At 64.5% G+C, this 20,604-nt stretch carries 17 protein-coding genes; 13 read left to right on the forward strand and 4 right to left on the reverse strand.

What is annotated here, in order from left to right; genetic code table 11:
* The first annotated feature begins 4 nt into the window (after nt 1–4).
* The 7 genes from uca (at nt 5) to urtE (ending at nt 10,071) form a co-directional block, all read left to right on the forward strand.
* A complete protein-coding gene (uca, locus tag RRX38_RS21340) occupies nt 5–3,631 on the forward strand; it encodes an urea carboxylase (RefSeq protein ID WP_315960568.1) in 3,627 nt (1,208 codons plus the stop codon).
* 1 nt (nt 3,632) lies between these two features.
* On the forward strand, nt 3,633–4,355 hold the full coding sequence (locus RRX38_RS21345; RefSeq protein WP_295471264.1) for a GntR family transcriptional regulator: 723 nt from the start codon (nt 3,633–3,635) through the stop codon (nt 4,353–4,355).
* A gap of 73 nt (nt 4,356–4,428) precedes the next feature.
* On the forward strand, nt 4,429–5,694 hold the full coding sequence (urtA, locus tag RRX38_RS21350; RefSeq protein WP_295471262.1) for an urea ABC transporter substrate-binding protein: 1,266 nt from the start codon (nt 4,429–4,431) through the stop codon (nt 5,692–5,694).
* 70 nt (nt 5,695–5,764) lie between these two features.
* Complete coding sequence (gene urtB, locus RRX38_RS21355; RefSeq protein WP_315960569.1) at nt 5,765–7,342, forward strand: urea ABC transporter permease subunit UrtB; 1,578 nt, start codon at nt 5,765–5,767, stop codon at nt 7,340–7,342.
* Nucleotides 7,342–8,421, forward strand: a complete 1,080-nt coding sequence (urtC, locus tag RRX38_RS21360) for an urea ABC transporter permease subunit UrtC (protein WP_295471259.1) — start codon at nt 7,342–7,344, stop codon at nt 8,419–8,421. The genes urtB and urtC overlap by 1 nt, the downstream gene beginning before the upstream one ends.
* Nucleotides 8,418–9,278 carry an urea ABC transporter ATP-binding protein UrtD gene (gene urtD, locus RRX38_RS21365; protein WP_315960570.1) on the forward strand — a complete coding sequence of 287 codons (861 nt, stop codon included), beginning with the start codon at nt 8,418–8,420 and terminating at the stop codon, nt 9,276–9,278. The genes urtC and urtD overlap by 4 nt, the downstream gene beginning before the upstream one ends.
* A 94-nt stretch (nt 9,279–9,372) precedes the next feature.
* Nucleotides 9,373–10,071, forward strand: a complete 699-nt coding sequence (gene urtE, locus RRX38_RS21370; protein WP_315960571.1) for an urea ABC transporter ATP-binding subunit UrtE — start codon at nt 9,373–9,375, stop codon at nt 10,069–10,071.
* 591 nt (nt 10,072–10,662) lie between these two features.
* Here urtE and RRX38_RS21375 read toward each other — a convergent pair.
* Both RRX38_RS21375 and RRX38_RS21380 read right to left on the reverse strand, forming a co-directional pair.
* Nucleotides 10,663–12,020, reverse strand: a protein-coding gene (locus RRX38_RS21375; protein WP_315959591.1) for an IS3 family transposase whose coding sequence is annotated in 2 segments (ribosomal slippage) — nt 10,663–11,544 and nt 11,547–12,020 — 1,356 coding nt in all. Because the reading frame shifts where the segments join, the coding sequence is not laid out codon by codon here.
* Between the two features lie 213 nt (nt 12,021–12,233).
* Nucleotides 12,234–13,100 carry a MurR/RpiR family transcriptional regulator gene (locus RRX38_RS21380; protein ID WP_295471254.1) on the reverse strand — a complete coding sequence of 289 codons (867 nt, stop codon included), beginning with the start codon at nt 13,098–13,100 and terminating at the stop codon, nt 12,234–12,236.
* 206 nt (nt 13,101–13,306) lie between these two features.
* Here RRX38_RS21380 and zwf point away from each other — a divergent pair, with 206 nt between their 5' ends.
* From zwf to RRX38_RS21400, 4 genes are all read left to right on the forward strand, one after another.
* A complete protein-coding gene (gene zwf, locus RRX38_RS21385) occupies nt 13,307–14,776 on the forward strand; it encodes a glucose-6-phosphate dehydrogenase (protein WP_315960572.1) in 1,470 nt (489 codons plus the stop codon).
* Complete coding sequence (gene pgl / locus RRX38_RS21390; protein WP_315960573.1) at nt 14,763–15,476, forward strand: 6-phosphogluconolactonase; 714 nt, start codon at nt 14,763–14,765, stop codon at nt 15,474–15,476. The genes zwf and pgl overlap by 14 nt, the downstream gene beginning before the upstream one ends.
* Nucleotides 15,477–15,493: 17 nt before the next feature.
* A complete protein-coding gene (locus tag RRX38_RS21395; protein ID WP_295471248.1) occupies nt 15,494–16,168 on the forward strand; it encodes a bifunctional 4-hydroxy-2-oxoglutarate aldolase/2-dehydro-3-deoxy-phosphogluconate aldolase in 675 nt (224 codons plus the stop codon).
* A 200-nt stretch (nt 16,169–16,368) separates the two neighbouring features.
* On the forward strand, nt 16,369–17,286 hold the full coding sequence (locus RRX38_RS21400; protein ID WP_315960574.1) for a pyridoxal-phosphate dependent enzyme: 918 nt from the start codon (nt 16,369–16,371) through the stop codon (nt 17,284–17,286).
* 288 nt (nt 17,287–17,574) lie between these two features.
* On the opposite strand, the gene RRX38_RS21405 is transcribed toward RRX38_RS21400, so the two are convergent.
* Both RRX38_RS21405 and RRX38_RS21410 read right to left on the reverse strand, forming a co-directional pair.
* The gene (locus RRX38_RS21405; RefSeq protein ID WP_315960575.1) at nt 17,575–17,808 is read right to left on the reverse strand and encodes a DUF3820 family protein; all 234 of its coding nucleotides are present in this window, start codon (nt 17,806–17,808) and stop codon (nt 17,575–17,577) included.
* Nucleotides 17,809–17,850: 42 nt separating this feature from the next.
* Entirely contained in the window at nt 17,851–18,300 is a 450-nt protein-coding gene (locus RRX38_RS21410; protein WP_315960576.1) for a helix-turn-helix domain-containing protein, read from the reverse strand.
* A 138-nt stretch (nt 18,301–18,438) separates the two neighbouring features.
* Between RRX38_RS21410 and RRX38_RS21415 the strand changes: the two genes are divergently transcribed.
* Together RRX38_RS21415 and RRX38_RS21420 are read left to right on the forward strand one after the other, a co-directional pair.
* Entirely contained in the window at nt 18,439–19,704 is a 1,266-nt protein-coding gene (locus RRX38_RS21415; protein ID WP_315960577.1) for an MFS transporter, read from the forward strand.
* A complete protein-coding gene (locus RRX38_RS21420) occupies nt 19,704–20,600 on the forward strand; it encodes an EamA family transporter (protein ID WP_315960578.1) in 897 nt (298 codons plus the stop codon). The genes RRX38_RS21415 and RRX38_RS21420 overlap by 1 nt, the downstream gene beginning before the upstream one ends.
* Nucleotides 20,601–20,604: the final 4 nt, after the last annotated feature.

Raw genomic sequence — 20,604 nt, forward strand, 5'->3', positions numbered from 1 at the left:
TGTCATGTTCGATACCGTTCTGATCGCCAACCGCGGTGAAATCGCCGTACGCGCCATTCGCACGCTCAAGCGCCTGGGCGTACGCAGCGTCGCGGTGTACTCCGACGCCGACCGCAATGCCCAGCATGTGCGCGATGCCGATGTGGCCATCGCCCTGGGCGGTGACAAGCCGGCCGACAGCTACCTGCGCACCGACAAGATCCTGGCTGCCGCTCGGGAAACCGGTGCCCTGGCGATCTATCCGGGCTATGGCTTCCTGTCCGAGAGCGCCGAGTTCGCGGAGGCCTGCGAACAGGCCGGTATCGCCTTCGTCGGCCCGACCCCAGGACAGATCCGTGAGTTCGGCCTCAAGCACCGTGCTCGTGAGCTGGCCGCCGAGGCGGGGGTGCCCATGGCCCCCGGCACTGGCCTGTTGCAGAGCCTGGAAGAAGCCGTCGAGGCGGCGGCCGCCATCGGCTACCCGGTCATGCTCAAGACCACCGCCGGTGGTGGCGGTATCGGCCTGACCCGCTGCGCCGACGAGCCATCGCTGCGCAGCGCCTATGAAAGCGTCAAGCGCATGGGCGAGCAGTTCTTCAGCGACGCCGGGGTGTTTCTCGAACGTTTCGTCGACCAGGCGCGCCATGTCGAAGTGCAGATCTTCGGCGACGGCCAGGGCCGTGTCGTGGCACTGGGCGAGCGCGACTGCTCGTTGCAGCGGCGCAACCAGAAAGTGGTCGAGGAAACTCCGGCGCCGAACCTGCCGCAGGCCACCCGCGAACGCCTGCATGCCGCAGCGGTGCAACTGGGCCAGTCGGTGAGCTACCGCAGCGCCGGCACCGTGGAGTTCATCTACGACGCCGCGCGTGACGATTTCTACTTCCTCGAAGTGAATACCCGCCTGCAGGTCGAGCACCCGGTCACCGAGATGGTCACCGGCCTGGACCTGATCGAATGCATGCTGCAGGTGGCAGCCGGTGTGACGCCGGACTGGCTGGCCCTGGAGCGCGCGCCGCGGGGCGCGGCCATCGAAGTACGCCTGTACGCCGAAGACCCGCTGAAGAACTTCCTGCCCAGCCCCGGTGTACTCACCGATGTGTATTTCCCTGACGACGTACGCGTGGATGGTTGGGTCAGCACCGGCAGCGAAGTGTCGGCCTTCTACGACCCGATGATCGCCAAGCTGATCGTGCATGGCCGCGACCGCGCCGAGGCCATCGAGCGTATGCGCGCTGCCCTGGCCGCCACGCGCCTGCACGGCATCACCAGCAACCTCGACTACCTGCGCCAGGTGGTGGCCGACGAGCGCTTCGCCCGTGGCCAGGTGTGGACCCGGCTGCTCGATGACTTCGCCTTCCAGGCCAGCGTCATCGAGGTGCTGGAGCCGGGCACCTATTCCAGCGTGCAGGACGCACCGGGCCGCCTCGGCTACTGGGACATCGGTGTGCCGCCGTCCGGGCCGATGGACGAATATGCTTTCCGCCTGGCCAACCGCATCGTCGGTAACCATGCCAGTGCCGCCGGCCTGGAGTTCACCCTGCAGGGCCCGAGCCTGCGCTTTCACTGTGATGCACTGATCGCCCTGACCGGTGCCGATTGCCCGGCCGAGCTGGATGGCCAGGCCATCGACTACTGGCAGCCGGTGGCGGTACGCGCCGGCCAGGTGCTGCGCCTGGGCCGTGCGCGCAGTGGCTGCCGTACCTACCTGGCGGTGCGCAATGGCCTGGACGTGCCGCTGTATCTGGGCAGCCGTTCGACCTTTGCCCTCGGCCAGTTCGGCGGGCATGCCGGGCGCATCCTGCGTACCTCCGACATGCTCGCGGTGTCGCAACCGGCGTTGCCGGCCTGCACCACACCCGCGCCAGTCAGCGTGCCGCAGGCGGTGCACCCAGAGCTGATCCCCCGCTACGGCACCACCTGGGACATCGGCGTGCTCTACGGCCCGCACGGAGCTCCGGATTTCTTCACCAGCGAAGCCATCGAGCAGTTCTTCGCTGCCGAATGGGAGGTGCATTACAACTCCAACCGCCTGGGTGTGCGGCTGTCCGGCCCCAAGCCGAGCTGGACCCGTGCCGACGGTGGTGAGGCCGGTCTGCATCCGTCCAACGTGCACGACTGCGAATACGCCATCGGTGCGATCAACTTCACCGGCGACTTTCCGGTCATCCTCACCAAGGACGGCCCGAGCCTGGGCGGTTTCGTCTGCCCGGTGACCATCGCCAAGGCCGAGCTGTGGAAGGTCGGCCAGGTCAAGCCGGGCGACCGCCTGCGCTTTCACCCGATCAGCTTCCAGCAGGCGCAGAGTCTGGAGCAGGCGCAGCTGGGCTGCATCGAAAGCCTGGCGCCGATCAGCGCGCTGCCGCTGCCGGCCCCGGCTCTGGCGCCTGCCGGCACCGCGTCGGCAACCATCCTGGCCGAGCTGCCGGCCGCAGGCAGCCGCCCACGGGTGGTCTATCGCCAGGCCGGCGATGCCTACATCCTTCTCGAATACGGCGACAACGTGCTCGACCTGGCCCTGCGCCTGCGCGTGCACCTGCTGATGGAGGCGCTGAAGGCCGAGCCGCTTCGCGGCCTCGAAGAATTGGCGCCGGGCGTGCGTTCCCTGCAACTGCGCTACGACAGCCGCGTGCTGCATCAGCAGGCGCTGGTCGAGCACCTGCTGGCGTTGGAGTCGCGCCTGGGCGATGTCGCCGGGCTGAAGATTCCCACGCGCATCATTCATCTGCCGATGGCCTTCGAAGACAGCGCCACCCTCGGCGCGGTGCAGCGTTACCGCGAGACGGTGCGCAGCGAAGCGCCATGGCTGCCGAACAACGTGGACTTCCTGCAGCGCATCAACGGCCTCGACGACCGCGAACAGGTACGCCAGATCCTCTTCGATGCCAGCTACCTGATCCTCGGCCTGGGTGACGTCTACCTCGATGCACCCTGCGCGGTGCCGGTGGACCCGCGTCATCGCCTGCTCAGCTCCAAGTACAACCCGGCGCGCACCTACACCGCCGAAGGTACGGTGGGCATCGGCGGCATGTACATGTGTATCTACGGCATGGACTCGCCCGGTGGTTACCAGCTGGTCGGTCGCACCCTGCCGATCTGGAACAAGTACGTGAAGAACCCGCAGTTCGCCAATGGCCAGCCCTGGCTGCTGCACTTCTTCGACCAGGTGCGCTTCTACCCGGTCAGCGAGGCCGAGCTGGACGCGTTCCGCGAGGCGTTCCGCGAAGGGCGTGCCGAAGTGCGCATCGAGCACTCCGAGTTCGATTTCGCCGCCTACCAGGCGTTTCTGGCTGACAACGCCGAAAGCATCGCGGCCTTTCAGGCGCGCCAGAAGGCGGCGTTCGACAGCGAAGTGCAGCTGTGGCAGGACGACGAGCCCGAGGCACCCAAGGCCGCTGCTGCGCAGGAAGACGCCGCCGACCTGGAAGGCCACCTGGTCAGCGCCGAGATGTGCGGCAGCGTGTGGAAGGTGCTGGTCGAGCCTGGCCAGCGCGTCGAGGCCGGGACGCCGCTGCTGGTGGTCGAGGCGATGAAGATGGAACTGTCGGTCGTCGCCCCGGTGGCCGGGGTGGTCAAGTCGGTGCGTTGCCAGCCCGGCAAGGCGGTGACGCCGGGCGATGCCCTGTTGCTGCTCGACCCGGAAGAGGCCGCCTGAGATGCAACTGCTCGGCCCGGCGCCGCGTGGCAAGGAGCGCCCTGAAAGCCTTGCCGAGCGCATCTATGCGCAGCTCAAGGATGACATCTTCGAGTTTCGCCTGTTGCCGGGCGACCGCTTCTCCGAAAGCGAGATCGCCGTGCGCATGTCGGCCAGCCGCACCCCGGTGCGTCTGGCGCTGTATCGCTTGGAGCGCGAAGGCTACCTGGAGGTGTATTTCCGCAGTGGCTGGCAGGTACGGCCGTTCGATTTCCAGCACTTCGAAGAGCTGTACGACGTGCGTGTGGTGCTGGAGATGGAAGCGGTCAAGCGCCTCTGCGAATGGCCCGACACCTGTTGGCCCGAGGCCCTGCAGCAACTGGTGCAGACCTGGCAGGTGGCGCCCGCGGCGCGCCTGCAGGACGGTGCCGAGGTGTCGCGGCTGGACGAACGCTTCCATTGCCAGCTGCTGGAGGCGGCGGGTAATCGCGAGATGGCCCGCCTGCACGCCGAGGTCAGTGAAAAGATCCGCATCATCCGGCGCCTGGATTTCACCCGCCAGCCGCGCATCGAACTCACCTACGAGGAGCATGCGCGAATTCTGGAGGCGATCCTGCGTCGGCGCTGTGAGCAAGCCCAGTCGTTATTGAAGGCCCACATAGAGGTCAGCAAGGCCGAAGTCCGCAAGGTCACCCTGCACATGCTGCACAACGCCCGGCAACGGGCGCTGGCCGGGCAGGGCTGAAGGGGAGGACTGTTTCGATGCTGCCGCCCAACCGTCACGCGTTAACAATCGAATCTGTCAATGGAGAGTTCCTATGCGCCGTCGTAGCCTGATCAAGGCCTTCACCCTGTCCGCTTCCATCGCCGCCATGGGCATGAGCTGGACCATCCAGGCCGCCGACACCATCAAGGTCGGTATCCTGCACTCGCTGTCCGGCACCATGGCCATCTCCGAGACCTCGCTCAAGGACATGGCGCTGATGACCATCGACGAAATCAACGCCAAGGGTGGCGTCAACGGCAAGCAGCTGGAGCCGGTGGTGGTCGACCCGGCTTCCAACTGGCCGCTGTTCGCGGAAAAGGGCCGGCAGCTGCTGACCCAGGACAAGGTCGCCGTGGTGTTCGGCTGCTGGACCTCGGTGTCGCGCAAGTCGGTGCTGCCGGTGTTCGAGGAACTCAATGGCCTGCTGTTCTACCCGGTGCAGTACGAAGGTGAAGAGATGTCGCCGAACGTGTTCTACACCGGCGCGGCGCCGAACCAGCAGGCGATTCCGGCGGTGGAATACCTGATGAGCGAGGACGGCGGCGCGGCCAAGCGCTTCTTCCTGCTGGGTACCGATTACGTGTACCCGCGCACCACCAACAAGATTCTGCGCGCCTTCCTGCACAGCAAAGGCGTGAAGGACAGCGACATCGAAGAGGTCTACACGCCGTTCGGCCACAGCGACTACCAGACCATCGTTGCCAACATCAAGAAGTTCTCCGCCGGCGGCAAGACCGCTGTGATCTCCACCGTCAACGGCGATTCCAACGTGCCGTTCTACAAGGAACTGGCCAACCAGGGCCTGAAAGCCACCGACGTACCGGTGGTGGCCTTCTCGGTGGGTGAGGAAGAACTGCGCGGCATCGACACCAAGCCGCTGGTCGGTCACCTGGCCGCCTGGAACTACTTCCAGTCGGTGGATAACCCGGTCAACAAGAAATTCGTGGCCGACTGGAAAGCCTACGCCAAGAAGAAAAACCTGCCGGGCGCCGACAAGGCAGTGACCAACGACCCGATGGAAGCCACCTACGTGGGCATCCACATGTGGGCCCAGGCGGTGGAGAAGGCCAAGTCCACCGATGTCGACAAGGTCCGCGAGGCCATGGCCGGGCAGACCTTCGCTGCGCCGTCGGGCTTCACCCTGACCATGGACAAGACCAACCACCACCTGCACAAGCCGGTGATGATCGGCGAGGTCGAGGACAACGGCCAGTTCAACGTGGTCTGGCAGACCAAGGAACCGATCCGCGCCCAGCCGTGGAGCCCGTACATCCCGGGTAACGACAAGAAGCCGGACCATCCGGTGAAGAGCAACTGAGGCCGTTTCCTTTTTTACCCTTATGGCTGTGGGAGCGAGCGTGCTCGCTTTCACGGCTCAGGTCATTGCCATGCCCAATTCCCTATTGCGTCTGCTCCTGATCCTGGCCTTGCTGCTGCCTGCGCTGGCGCGGGCCAGCGATGCCGGTGATTTCGTCGCCGGCAATTCCACGCAGCAGGCCGACCTGCTGGAAAACTGGGCCGCCAACCCGGTGGCCGAGCGCCTGCCCCTGCTCGAGGCCTTGCGCGATGGCCGTGTCGCGGTCGACGACAGCAAGCGGGCCTATATCGAAAGTGGCGAACGCTACGTCGCCGTGGAGGCCGATGCGTCGGCCGCTGCCACGGATGAGCCGCGCAAATTGCGCTTGAACAACCGCCTGCGCGGCCTGGTGGACACCGCGCTGGCCACTCATCAGCTTACTGCCGCCGATGCCAGCCTACGCCTGGCCGCCGCGCAGCTGCTGCAACGCACTGCGCGCCCGGCGCTGCTGGGCGTGATCAGCCATCAGGTCGCCAGCGAACAGGACAGCCAGGTGCGCGACGCTCTGCGGCTGGCGCAGGCCAACCTGCAGTTGACCGACGGCAGCCCGAGCGTGCGCCTGGCCGCCGTGCGCCTGCTCGGTGAAACCGGTGACCCGCTGGCCCGCACACGCCTGGAGACGCTGCTGGAGCCGGGCGTGGAGCCCGATGCCACGGTGCGCATCGCCGCGCAGACCAGCCTGGCGCAGGTCAAGCGCAAGCTGCTGATCGGCGACCTGCTCGGCCAGGCGTTCTCTGGCCTGTCGCTGGGTTCGATCCTGCTGCTCGCCGCCCTGGGCCTGGCCATCACCTTCGGTCTGCTGGGGGTCATCAACATGGCCCACGGCGAGATGCTCATGCTCGGCGCCTACACCACTTACGTGGTGCAGTTGATGTTCCAGCGCTATGCACCGGGTGCCCTGGAGTTCTACCCGCTGGCCGCGCTGCCGCTGGCTTTCCTGACCACCGCGCTGATAGGCATGGCCCTGGAGCGCACGGTGATCCGCCACCTGTATGGCCGGCCACTGGAAACCCTGCTGGCCACCTGGGGCATCAGCCTGATGCTGATCCAGGCGGTGCGCCTGATCTTCGGTGCGCAGAACGTCGAGGTCGCCAACCCCGGCTGGCTGTCCGGGGGCGTGCAGGTGCTGCCGAACCTGGTGCTGCCGTACAACCGCATCGTGATCATCGGCTTCGCGCTGTTCGTGGTGGCACTGACCTGGCTGCTGCTCAACCGCACGCGCTTGGGCCTGAACGTGCGCGCCGTGACCCAGAACCGCAACATGGCCGCCTGCTGCGGCGTGCCCACCGGGCGTGTCGACATGCTCGCCTTCGGCCTGGGCTCGGGCATCGCCGGCCTGGGCGGTGTGGCCCTCAGCCAGATCGGCAACGTCGGCCCGGACCTGGGCCAGGGCTACATCATCGACTCGTTCCTGGTGGTGGTGCTCGGCGGTGTCGGGCAACTGGCCGGCAGCGTCCTGGCGGCGTTCGGCCTGGGCGTGGCCAACAAGGTACTCGAACCACAGATCGGCGCGGTGCTGGGCAAGATCCTGATCCTGGCGCTGATCATTCTGTTTATCCAGAAACGCCCCCAAGGGCTCTTCGCACTCAAGGGTAGGGTGATCGACTGATGAACCAGCCATTGATGATGACCGCCGTACAAAAGGCCGGCCCGCGCCTGTCCGTGGCCGTGGGCGCGATGGTGCTGGCCGTGCTGCTGGCCATGCCGCTGCTCTCGCTGCTGCCTGCCGACAGCCCCTTGCAGGTGTCGGCCTACACCCTGACCCTGGTGGGCAAGATTCTCTGCTACGCCATCGTCGCCCTGGCGCTGGACCTGGTGTGGGGCTACGCCGGCCTGCTGTCGCTGGGCCATGGCCTGTTCTTCGCGCTGGGCGGCTACGCCATGGGCATGTACCTGATGCGCGAAGCCGCCGGTGACGGCCTGCCGGCGTTCATGACCTTCCTGTCGTGGACCGAGCTGCCGTGGTACTGGGCCGGCACCGAGCATTTCCTCTGGGCGCTGTGCCTGGTGGTGCTGGCGCCGGGACTGCTGGCCCTGGTGTTCGGTTTCTTCGCCTTCCGCTCGCGAATCAAGGGCGTGTATTTCTCGATCATGACCCAGGCCCTGACCTTCGCCGGCATGTTGCTGTTCTTCCGTAACGAGACCGGCTTCGGCGGTAACAACGGCTTCACCAACTTCCGCAGCATTCTGGGCTTCTCGATCAGCGCGCCAGGCACCCGGGCGGTGCTGTTCCTGGCCACGGTACTGCTGTTGGTGGCCAGCCTGTACCTGGGCTGGCGCCTGGCGCGCAGCAAGTTCGGCCGGGTGCTGACCGCGCTGCGTGATGCCGAGAACCGCCTGATGTTCTGCGGCTACGACCCGCGCGGCTTCAAGCTGTTCGTCTGGGTGCTCAGTGCGGTGCTGTGCGGCCTGGCCGGTGCGCTGTACGTGCCGCAGGTGGGCATCATCAACCCCAGCGAGATGTCGCCGACCAACTCCATCGAGGCCGCCGTGTGGGTCGCCCTGGGTGGTCGCGGCACGCTGATCGGCCCGTTGCTCGGCGCCGGGGTGGTCAACGGCATGAAGAGCTGGTTCACCGTGGCCTTTCCCGAGTACTGGCTGTTCTTCCTCGGCGCGCTGTTCATCGTCGTGACTCTGTACCTGCCCAAAGGCGTGATCGGTCTGCTGCACAGAAGGAGTGAACCATGAGAACCCAGCCCAGCCCGGCCTACATGCCCAACCCGGTGCTGCCGCCGAACGCCGACGCCGGCACCAGCCGTGAATCCCTGGGGCTTGGCGGGCGCGCCGGCAAGGGGCTGGACACCCGCCACGGGACCATCCTGACCCTGGAAGACATCAGCGTCAGCTTCGATGGCTTCAAGGCGCTCAACGACCTGAACCTGTACATCGGCGTCGGAGAGCTGCGCTGCATCATCGGCCCCAACGGTGCCGGCAAGACCACCCTGATGGACGTGATCACCGGCAAGACCCGGCCCACCGAAGGCGCGGCCTGGTTCGGTGAGACCCTGGACCTGACGCGCATGAGCGAGGTGCAGATCGCCCAGGCCGGCATCGGTCGCAAGTTCCAGAAGCCCACGGTGTTCGAAGCACTGAGCGTGTTCGAAAACCTCGAACTGGCGCTCAAGACCGACAAGTCGGTGTGGGCCAGCCTGCGCGCGCGGCTTGGCGGCGACCAGCAGGCGCGTATCGACGAGGTGCTGCAGACCATTCGCCTGGAGCCCTCGCGGAATCGGCCGGCCGGGCTGCTGTCGCACGGCCAGAAGCAGTTTCTGGAGATCGGCATGCTGCTGGTCCAGGAACCGCAACTGTTGCTGCTCGACGAGCCGGTGGCGGGCATGACCGATGCGGAAACCGAATTCACCGCCGAGCTGTTCAAGGGCCTGGCCGGCAAGCATTCGCTGATGGTGGTGGAGCACGACATGGGCTTCGTCGGCGCGATCGCCGACCACGTCACCGTGCTGCACCAGGGCAGCGTCCTGGCCGAGGGCTCGCTGGCCGACGTGCAGGCCGATGAGCGGGTGATCGAGGTTTATCTGGGGCGCTAGCGCCCGCTGCAAGCGACACGTTACAAGCTGCAAGCTCAGAGCGCGTGCGGGTCGGGCCGCTCGAGGCTTGAGGCTTCACTTCCGAGGGGTTCACATGCTTCACGTAAGCGATTTGCACCAGTACTACGGCGGCAGCCACATCCTGCGCGGGCTGTCGTTCCAGGCCCGGGTCGGCGAAGTGACCTGCCTGCTGGGCCGCAACGGCGTCGGCAAGACCACCCTGCTCAAGGTGCTCATGGGGCTGCTGCCGGCCCGCGAGGGCTCGGTGCAATGGGAAGGGCAGGGCATCAATGGCTTCAAGCCGCACCAGCGGGTCCAGGCAGGCATTGCCTACGTGCCCCAGGGCCGGGAGATCTTCGCTCGCCTGACCGTCGAAGAGAACCTGCTGATGGGCCTGTCGCGTTTTCCGGCGGCCGAGGCCCGCGAGGTGCCCGCATTCATCTACGAACTCTTCCCGGTGCTGCTGCAGATGAAGCACCGTCGTGGCGGCGACCTGTCTGGCGGCCAGCAACAGCAACTGGCGATCGGCCGTGCCCTGGCCAGCCGCCCGCGCCTGCTGATCCTCGACGAGCCCACCGAGGGCATCCAGCCGTCGGTGATCAAGGAAATTGGCGCGGTGATCAAGCGCCTGGCGGCGCAGGGCGACATGGCGATTCTGCTGGTCGAGCAGTTCTACGACTTCGCCGCCGAACTGGCCGACCAGTACCTGGTCATGTCGCGCGGCGAGATCGTCCAGCAGGGGCGTGGCAGCGACATGGAGGCCGACGGCGTGCGCGGCCTGGTGACCATCTGAAGCCGGGAAGCCTCTCTTGCTCAGTTAGACCGGGTAGGAGCGGCTTCAGCCGCGAAGCGAGCGCATGTTCACGCCAGATGCAGTGAATTTCCTCGCGCTTTCGCGGCTAAAGCCAATACTGATCAGTTAGACCGTTGGAGCTTGCTCGCGAATGGCAGGCTATCTGGACCGGGTACACCCGCCGCAGCATTAGTGCCCTTTAGTCACCTTTCCGCCTTTACGACGGGTTACTTTTGGTTTCCAGGTGCCCTGCGCGCCAAAAGTAACCAAAAGCCATTGCTCCTGGCTTGGGTCTGCCCTGCGGGCAGACTTCCCTCCTTCCGGCGCCATTCCAGGGGGCCGGCGCAATGGGCCGTCCCTGGCCCAGTGCGCCTAAGCCGGCTTCCCTGCCGGCTTACCCCCTTCCATGACACCTGCACTCGGCCTGCACCGAAGTCGCGTTTTGCGGCGTCTGAGAGGGCGATGCTTGAAAAGCAAAAGCGACGCCAGATCGGATTGCTTTGGTCTAAAAGATCAGTATTGCGGCTAAAGCCAATACTGTTCGCTTAAGCGCTGTGCGGCTTTGAACTGCCCCCCAAAAGTTGGAGAGTTTTAGCTCGCAGCCTGAACCCTGTATTCCACAGGGCTCAGGCCATTGAGCTTCAGCTTGATACGGTCATGGTTGTAGTAACGGATGTACTCATCCAGACCGGCTCTCAGGTCATCAATATTCTCGAACCGCTCCAAGTAGAAAAACTCTGACTTGAGCGTGCCAAAAAAGCTCTCCATCGCCGCGTTGTCCAGGCAGTTGCCCTTGCGCGACATGCTCTGTTTCACCCCGCACTGCTGCAAGGCGTGACGGTAGTGGGCCTGTTGGTATTGCCAGCCCTGATCCGAATGGATCAACAACCTGGGCTTGTCGCCCAAGCCGCTCAGCGCCTTCTCCAACATCTTGCCCACCAGGCTGTAGCTGGGGCGAGTGGCCATTTCGTAAGCCACGATCTCGCCGTTGTACAGGTCCATCACTGGCGACAGGTAGAGCTTTTGCTGAGCCACCTTGAACTCGGTCACGTCGGTGACCCACTTCTGATTCGGTCGTTGCGCCTGGAAGTTACGTTGCAGCGTGTTCGCGGCAATCTTGCCTTCCGTGCCCCGATAAGACCGGTATTTCTTGGTTCGTACCCGCGAACGTAATCCTTGTGCAGCCATCAACCGCTCCACGACTTTCTTGTTCACTGTCACACCCTGCTTCTTGATTGCCAACGTTATACGGCGGTAGCCGTAACGTCCTTTGTGCTGGTGATAGACCTCATTCACCAAGGCCTTGAGTTCGGCATCGCGATCCGGCTTTTTCTGGCAACCGAGTTGGTAGTAGTAAGTGCTGGACGCCAGGCCCAGCCACTGCAGCAGAGCGGCGAGCGGGAAGCGGATCTTAAGCCGCATCACGATCAGGGCTCGTTGACGCGCCTTCGTTTCTCCTCCTCTCGCAAGGCTTTCAACTCCTTTAGGATCGCGTTCTCCATACGCATGTACTCGAGCTCACGCAGCAACTGCTCGCGCGATTTCTGGCTGTCATCGGAGGTCGTGGGCTTGAGGGGCTTGATTCGCTTGGACACGGCTGTAGGCCTTCTGGATGGGACTGCACTCGGGGTAGAAAGACCCTCACTGTAGTACCGTCGCTCCCAGATGCCTATCTGGGAAGACTGCCCGAGGTTGAAATGTGCAGCGGTTTGGCGCAGGGAAAGCTGGTGCTCGCGCCGGTACTCCACGACCTGGCGCTTGAAGGCGGCGCTGTAGCGTCGGCCACACGAGCGAGGTCCCAGGCTGGAACGGGCTTGATAATGGGCCACCCAACGTCGAAGCAGGCTGACATCGATATCAAAGCGTCGAGCGACCGTGCGTAAACCGTCTGTGCCTTGCAGGTAGGCTTTGGCGGCGGTGAGCCTGAATGGCTCTGTGTACTTACTCATAACACCCCCAAGGGTTGGATTAATCTCCAACTTCTTGGGGGCAGTTCACTTTGTGGGAGCGAGCTTGCTCGCGAAAAGCGGGCAAAGTCGCTGAATTTGCTGTGAACGTGACGCCGCCTTCGCGAGCAAGCTCGCCCACGGTCTAACTGACCAGTATTACGGCTAAAGCCGCTCCCACCGGGCCACATGCCGCTTAATCGAAGAGTCTTGTGCCTAGCCCTGGTCGTCCAGCGGGTAGCGGCTGTCGTTGAGGCTTTCCTTGATCTTGCGCAGATGGGGCTGGAAGTCCACGCCGCGACGCAAGGTCATGCCGGTGGCCAGCACGTCCAGCACGGTGAGCTGGATGATCCGTGAGGTCATCGGCATGTAGATATCGGTGTCTTCGGGCAGTGGGATGTGCAGGCTGACCGAGGCGACCTTGGCCAGTGGCGAGTCGGCGGCGGTCAGGGCCAGCACCGAGGCGCCGTTCTCCCGCGCGATGCGCGCCACTTCCACCAGGTCGCGGGTACGCCCGGTGTAGGAAATGATCACGAACAATTCCCCGGTGTGCGCCACCGAGGCCAGCATGCGCTGCATCAGCACGTCGGCATGGGCGCTGACCGCCAGGTTGAAACGGAAGAACTTGTGCTGGGCGTCGAGGGCCACCGGTGCCGAGGCGCCCAGCCCGAAGAAGTGGATCTGCCGGGCCTGGATCAGCATGTCTACGGCGCGGCTGATCTGCCCTGGGTCGAGCTGCTGGCAGGCGCTGTCCAGCGAGGCGATGGCGCTGCCGAAGATCTTCTGGGTGTAGGCTTCCGGGTTGTCGTCCGGCTCTACCGCACGGCTGACATAGGCCGCACCGCTGGCCAGGCTCTGCGCCAGTTGCAGCTTGAGTTCCGGGTAACCACTGACACTGAACGACCGGCAGAAACGGTTGACGGTCGGCTCGCTGACCTTGGCCGCCTGGGCCAGGGCGGCGATGCTCAGGCGCGTGGCCATCTGCGGATTGAGCAGGATGACTTCCGCCACCTTGCGTTCGGCCTTGTTCAACTCCGGAAGACGGCTCTGGATCTGCTCCAGGAGGTTGCGTGTGCGGTCCATTACGGAATCCTTGTCGGGGGCTGATCACCCGTGGTTCGAGCGGCTCTTTAGCCTGTAGCAAAGGTGGCCTATCGTACTGAGAGGCCGGGTGAATCACCACTGATATAAGGCTAACGATAAGATGTTGTGGTTATTACTACATTTGGCCTTGAGGTATACCTTGAAAAAAGGTATTTGTAGTCAATCTTGATAAAAGAACCAACATTATGCCCCTGATTACGGTTGAACCGTGCACGCTGGCCCTGTTCGGCGCCCTTGGCGACCTGGCAGTGCGCAAGCTGTTCCCGGCGCTTTATCAGCTCGACCGAGCCGGCTTGCTGCACCAGGACACGCGCATCATCGCCCTGGCTCGCGAGCCGGGTGACGAGGCCAAGCACCTGGCCTACATCCAGCAATCCATGCGCCGTTTCATTCCCGACGCGGAGCTGGAAGCCGGTCATGTGTCGCGCTTTCTGGCGCGGCTGAGCTACCTGCACCTGGACTTCGTGCAGCCTGAAGGCTACCCGGCCCTGGCGGAAAAGGTCGGCGACGCGCAAACCCTGATCGCCTATTTCGCCACCCCGGCTGCGGTGTACGGCGCGATCTGCGAGAACCTCGCGGCGGTCGGCCTGGCCGAGCGTACCCGCGCCGTGCTGGAAAAGCCCATCGGCCACGACCTGGCCTCGTCGCGGCGGGTCAACGACGCGGTGGCGCAGTTCTTCCCCGAGAACCGCGTGTATCGTATCGACCACTACCTGGGCAAGGACACGGTACAGAACCTCATTGCCCTGCGCTTCGCCAACAGCCTGTTCGAAACCCAGTGGAACCAGAACCACATCTCCCACGTGGAAATCACCGTGGCCGAGAAGGTCGGTATCGAGGGCCGCTGGGGCTATTTCGATCAGGCCGGGCAGTTGCGCGACATGATCCAGAATCACCTGTTGCAGCTGCTCTGCCTGATCGCCATGGACCCACCCAGCGACCTGTCCGCCGACAGCATCCGCGACGAGAAGGTCAAGGTGCTCAAGGCCCTGGCGCCCTTTACCCCGGAGCGCCTGGCCACCCAGGTGGTGCGCGGCCAGTACACCGCCGGCTTCAGCGAAGGCAAGCCGGTGCCCGGCTACCTGGAGGAAGACAACTCCAACACCGAGAGCGATACCGAGACCTTCGTGGCGCTGCGCGCCGACATCCGCAACTGGCGCTGGTCCGGCACACCGTTCTACCTGCGCACCGGCAAGCGCATGCCACAGAAACTGTCGCAGATCGTCATTCATTTCAAAGAGCCGCCGCATTACATCTTCGCCCCGGAGCAGCGCCTGCAGATCAGCAACCGCCTGATCATCCGTCTGCAACCCGACGAAGGCATCTCGCTGCAAGTGATGACCAAGGATCAGGGCCTGGACAAGGGCATGCAACTGCGCAGCGGTCCCTTGCAACTGAACTTCTCCGACACCTACCGCAGCGCCCGGGTCCCGGATGCCTACGAGCGCTTGCTGCTGGAAGTGATGCGCGGCAACCAGAATCTGTTCGTGCGCAAGGATGAAATCGAATACGCCTGGCAGTGGTGCGACCAGTTGATCGCCGGCTGGAAGAAGGCCGGTGACGCGCCCAAGCCCTATGCGGCTGGGTCCTGGGGGCCGATGAGTTCCATCGCCCTGATCACTCGCGACGGGAGGGCCTGGTATGGCGACATGTAATCTGCAACTGCCCGAGGGCATCATCGCCCACGACTTCGACGACGCCGTACAACTGGCCGAGGCGCTGGCCGCCCACGTGGCCGAGCGCTTGCGCCAGGCCATTGCCAGCCAGGGCCGCGCGACGCTGGTGGTCTCCGGCGGGCGTAGCCCGGTGGCGTTCTTCGAGCGCCTGGCCAACCAGCCGCTGGACTGGGCCCAGGTGGTGGTGACCCTGGCCGACGAGCGTTGGGTGCCAAGTGAGCACCCGGACAGCAACGCCGCGCTGGTCAAGCGCCACCTTCTGCAAGGACCGGCTGCGGCGGCGCGTTTCGTCGACCTGTACAACCCTGCAGCGAGCCTGGAAGAGGCGGCCGAACAGACCGACCGGGTGCTCGCCGAGCTGCCACCGATCGATGTGCTGGTGCTGGGCATGGGCGACGACGGGCATACCGCGTCGTTGTTTCCGGCCAGCCCCAACCTGCGTGAAGCCCTGAACCTGGGCGACGCACGCCGCTGCCTGCCGATGCTGGCGCCCAGCGCGCCGCACCAGCGCCTGACCATGACCCGCTCGCTGCTGGCTTCGGCCAACCATACCATTGTGTCGATCGCCGGCCCGTCCAAGCTCGACACCCTGCGCACGGCGCTGAAGGGCGATGATGTCGCCGCTCTGCCGATTCGTGCCTTTCTCAACCCGACACTGGAAATCTACTGGTGCCCCTGAGCCAAGGAAATCTCGCCATGACCCAGAACGAAACTCTTCAGCCGCTCAACAGCATGGCGAACAAGACTGCCCGCATCGACGCGCTTTGCGCCCAGGCGAAGATCCTGCCGGTAATCACCATCGCCCGTCAGCAGGACGTCCTGCCGCTGGCCGACGCGCTGGCCGCTGGCGGCCTGACCGTGCTGGAGGTCACCCTGCGCTCGGCTTTCGGTCTGGATGCCATTCGCCTGCTGCGCGAGGCGCGCCCGGAACTGTGCACCGGCGCCGGCACCGTGCTGGACCGCCATACCCTGGCGCAGGCCGAAGCGGCGGGTGCGCAGTTCATCGTTACCCCCGGCAGCACCCACGAACTGCTGCAGGCTTCGGCTGAAAGCGACGTGCCGCTGTTGCCGGGTGTCGGCAGCGCTTCGGACATCATGATCGGCTATGCCTTGGGCTACCGACGCTTCAAGCTGTTCCCGGCCGAGGTCGCCGGTGGCGTGGCGGCGCTCAAGGCGCTGGGCGGGCCGTTCAACGAAGTGCGCTTCTGCCCCACCGGCGGGGTGAATGCGCAGAACCTGAAGAACTACATCGCCCAGCCCAACGTCATGTGCGTGGGCGGCAGCTGGATGATCGACAGCACCTGGGTCAAGAACGGTGACTGGGGGCGCATTCAGGAGGCTACGGCCGAGGCGCTGGCGTTGTTCGACTGACCGCATTTTGGGTGCAAAACGATCCGGTGCCCGCGAGGGCGCCGGATTTTTTTTGCCTGGTGTCCCGGTTGGTTTTTTTCAGTTTTGCTTGTAGGTTGCAACGCTGAGTCGGCGTGACCCGGGTCATCCCTCAGCATCACCCCAAAGCATTTAGCGCCCACGGCGGAGCCCTGGCAGCGCGTTCACCACGGAGCCGCAACATGCCCATGCACATCCACACCCCGCTGATCGAATCCCGTCCGCTGGGTGCCCTGTCCGGGGCGGCGGTGTGGCTCAAGCTCGATGCCTTGCAGCCCTGCGGCTCGTTCAAGTTGCGTGGCGTCGGCCATGCCTGCGAGGTGCGGTACGCCCAGGGGGCGCGGCATTTCGTCTCGTCGTCGGGCGGTAACGCCGGGCTGGCGGTGGCCTATGCCGGGCGCCAGCTGGGCGTACCGGTGACGGTGGTGGTGCCGCAGACCACCACCGAACGCGCCAAGGAGCTGTTGGCCCTGGAAGGCGCCGAGGTGATCGTCCACGGCAGCGCCTGGCACGAGGCCAATCAACTGGCTCTGACGCTGTTGCGCGACGACAGCGCCTTCATCCATCCCTTCGACGACCCGCTGCTCTGGGAGGGCCATGCCACGCTGGTCGACGAAGTGGCGCAGGCCGGGCTCAAGCCCGATGCCGTGGTGCTGGCGGTCGGCGGTGGCGGGCTGTTGTGTGGCGTGGTCCAGGGTTTGCAACGCAACGGCTGGCACGACGTACCGGTGCTCGCGGTGGAAACCGAAGGCGCCGCCTCGCTGCACGCCGCCAGCCTGGCCGGGCAGGCCGTGGAGATCGAGCGCATCACCTCGGTGGCCACGTCATTGGGGGCGAAGAAAGTCTGCGAGCAGGCCGCACGGCTGCTGCAGGAACATCCCGTACACAGCCTGGTGGTTTCCGATGGTGCGGCCCTGGACGCTTGTGAGCGTTTCCTGCTCGACCATCGCGTGCTGGTCGAACCCGCCTGCGGCGCGGCCTTGGCGGTGGCCTATGAAGGACCGGCGCTGGCGGCCTACGAGAACGTACTGATGGTGGTCTGCGGCGGGGCCACCGCGACCCTGGAGCAGATTCGCCAGTGGCGCGCCCAGCAGGGTTGAATGCGCCGCCTGGTGGTGCCGGGGGCTTTTGCAGGTTTCCCAGCTGTTTCGGCCCAGTGGCAATACCCTTCGATCAAGCGCCATGTGGCTCGGTAGGAGCGGCTTTAGCCGCGAAAGCGCGAGGAAATTCACTGCATCTGCTGTGAACATGCGGTCGATTCGCGGCTGAAGCCGCTCCTACCCGGCCTAACTGACCCTTATTGGCTTTAGCCGCGACAGCGCCAGGAAATTCACTGCATCTGTTGTTAACAGGCGGTCACTTCGCGGCTGAAACCGCTCCTACTCGGTCTAATCGAACCGGCGACGCGGTGCGCGCTCGCGCAAGGGATCAAGCAACGCGCCAAGGCCGTTGTGGTCGATCTCGTGCATCAGCGCCAGCAGGGCGCCCAGCTCGCCTTTGGGAAAGCCCTCGCGGGCGAACCAGTTGAGGTAATGGCCGGGCAGGTCGGCCAGCAGACGGCCTTTGTACTTGCCAAAGGGCATCTCACGGGTGACCAGCAGTTTCAGGGCTTCGGGATTCATGGCTCGTGGGTCGACAGAGGGAAAAGGGGCCGGGGGCATGGATCAGCGGGTGACGCGCTGGCGATGGCAGTCCTGCGGGGCCAGCAGCTTGCCGTGGCGCGAGCGTACCTGGAGACTGACAACGGGCTCGTGATGTTCGTTGTCCAGCAGCACCGAATGGGTTTCACCGGGTTCGAACAGGTGCTGCTCGCCCCATTGCCGCAAGCTGACCACGATGGGGAATACCGAGCGGCCCCGTTCAGTGAGCACGTATTCCTGGTAGGCGCTGCCATCCGAGGCCGGGCGAAGATCGAAGATGCCCAATTCAACCAGTGCTTTCAAGCGTGAGGCGAGGATGTTCCTGGCCAGGCCAAGGCTTTTCTGAAAATCGCTGAAGCGCCGAATGTCATCGAATGCGTCACGAATGATCAGCATGGACCAGCGGTCACCAATCGCTTCGAGCGCTCTCGCTACGGGACATTCGCTGGTTGCCAGCGCCAGTTGTCTTGCCATTTGCATCACCTTCCCACGGGCGGTGTCATTCAGGGCGCAAGGATATGCCAAAAATCTGGTTGCAGTTTGAAACTTGAATGGCTACAAGATGTTTGTTCGGTTTCAAAATGCAACCAGATTACTCGCCAAGGATGACTCATGACCGCCTGTACCGACACAGATGCTCAGCCACGATCCAGCCCCTGCGCTGCGCATGTCGATGCCCGTACGGCGCCGGTACTCTCGCGCCCGCTGATCCTGCTGCTGTCCATGACTTGCGCACTGGCGGTGGCGAATGTCTATTTCGCCCAGCCACTGCTCGAAAGCATGGCCAGTAGCCTGGCCGTACGTCCCGGCCTGATCGGCGTGGTGGTCACTGCCACCCAGTTCGGCTATGCACTGGGGTTGCTGTTCATCGTTCCGCTGGGTGATCTGCTCAACCGTAAGCGGCTGATCGTCAGCCTGATGCTGTTATCCGCTGCTGCCTTGCTGGTGGTGGCATCCGCACGGCAGTGGTCGGTGTTGCTGGCAGCGATGATTCTGGTCGGACTCATGGCGGTGGTGGTGCAGGTGGTGGTGGCCTATGCCGCTTCGCTGGCAAACGCCGCGCAGCGTGGGCAAGTCGTCGGCAGTGTGACCGGCGCGGTGGTCCTGGGCATTCTGCTGGCGCGCCTCGTTTCCGGGCTGGTGGCGGATCTGGCCGGCTGGCGAGCGGTGTATTACCTCTCGGCCGGGTTGATGCTGGGCATGGCCTTGCTGTTGTACAGAGCGCTCGCAGCGGTCGAGCCAGTGCGGCTTGATGCTTCTTACCCGGGCCTGCTGCTTTCGGTGTGGACGCTGTTGGTCACCGAGCCCGTGCTGCGTGTGCGGGGTGTTCTGGCTTTGCTGGGTTTTGCCGCATTCAGTGTGCTGTGGACCGCCATGGTGCTGCCCCTGAGTGCTCCGCCGTTGTCGCTTTCGCATACCCAGATCGGTTTGTTCGGCCTGGCCGGGCTGGCCGGTGCGCTGGCGGCTCGCCGCGCCGGACGCTGGGCTGACTGCGGCCATGCGCAGCGCACCACCGGCATTTCCCTGGCACTGCTGGTGCTTTCCTGGCTGCCGATGGCCTGGGCCGAAAGCTCTCTGCTGGCGTTGATCGTGGGGGTGGTGCTGCTCGATTTCGCCGTGCAGGCCCTGCACGTCACCAATCAGAGCCTGATCTTCGCCGCGCGTCCCGACGCGCAGAGCCGTCTGGTTGGCGCCTACATGTGCTTCTACTCCATCGGCAGCGCGCTCGGTGCTGCGGCGGCAACCCAGGTCTATGCGCTGTGGGGCTGGCCAGCGGTGTGCGCGCTGGGCGCTGCGATCAGCCTGCTGGCCGGGTTGTTGTGGATGGCAAACCGATTCACACCTGCTCATGACCTGACCGAAGGAAACCCACGTTGATGAAACTGCAGCATCTGCTTCTGGCGATTTTGATCACCGCGATCTGGGGGCTCAATTTTTCGGTCATCAAGTTGGGCCTGGTGTCCGTCGACCCGCTGATTCTGGCGGGTATCCGCTTCGCACTCTGTGCGCTGCCGGCCATCCTGTTCATTCCCCGGCCGAACGTGCCGTGGCGCTACATCATCGGCTATGGCCTGGTGTTCGGCATCGGCCTGTGGGGTGTGGTCAACCTCGGTATCAAGTCCGGGCTGTCGGCCGGCATCGCCTCGCTGGTGCTGCAGTTCAGCGCCTTTTTCACCCTTGTGCTGGGCGGCTGGGTATTCAAGGAGAAGCTCACGCGCTACCAACTGGGCGGTATCGCCATTGCCCTGTGCGGGCTGCTGAGCATCATCTTCATCGTGGATGGTTCGGTCACTCTGGCCGGTCTGGGCCTGGTGCTGGCGGGCGCCGTTGCCTGGAGTGTGGCCAACATCATCAACAAGAAGGCCCGGACCACCCAGGTTTTCGCCTTTCTGGTCTGGTCCAGCGCCTTTGCACCTGTGCCGCTGTTTCTGCTCGGCTATGCGGTCAATGGCGCCCAGGGCTACACGGCACTGGTCACCCAGCTCGACTGGCGTGCCGTGTCGTCGATTCTGTTCCAGGTCTACCCCAATACCTTGTTCGCCTACTGGGTCTGGAATTCGTTGCTCAAGCGGTATCCGGTTTCCACGGTCGCGCCGTTGTCGCTGTTGGTACCGATCTTCGGCATGCTCGGTTCGGTCCTGATCTTCAACGAAGCGCTGTCATTGACCAAGATCATGGCGGTGGTGCTGATCGTGGCCGGCCTGGTCGTGGGGTTGTATGGCGAGCGTATCGGCCATGCATGGCGGGCACAGGCTGCACGCTCGTCGCTGTAAGTCT

The sequence above is a fragment of the Pseudomonas sp. DTU_2021_1001937_2_SI_NGA_ILE_001 genome (genome assembly GCF_032463525.1).
Classification (GTDB): domain Bacteria; phylum Pseudomonadota; class Gammaproteobacteria; order Pseudomonadales; family Pseudomonadaceae; genus Aquipseudomonas.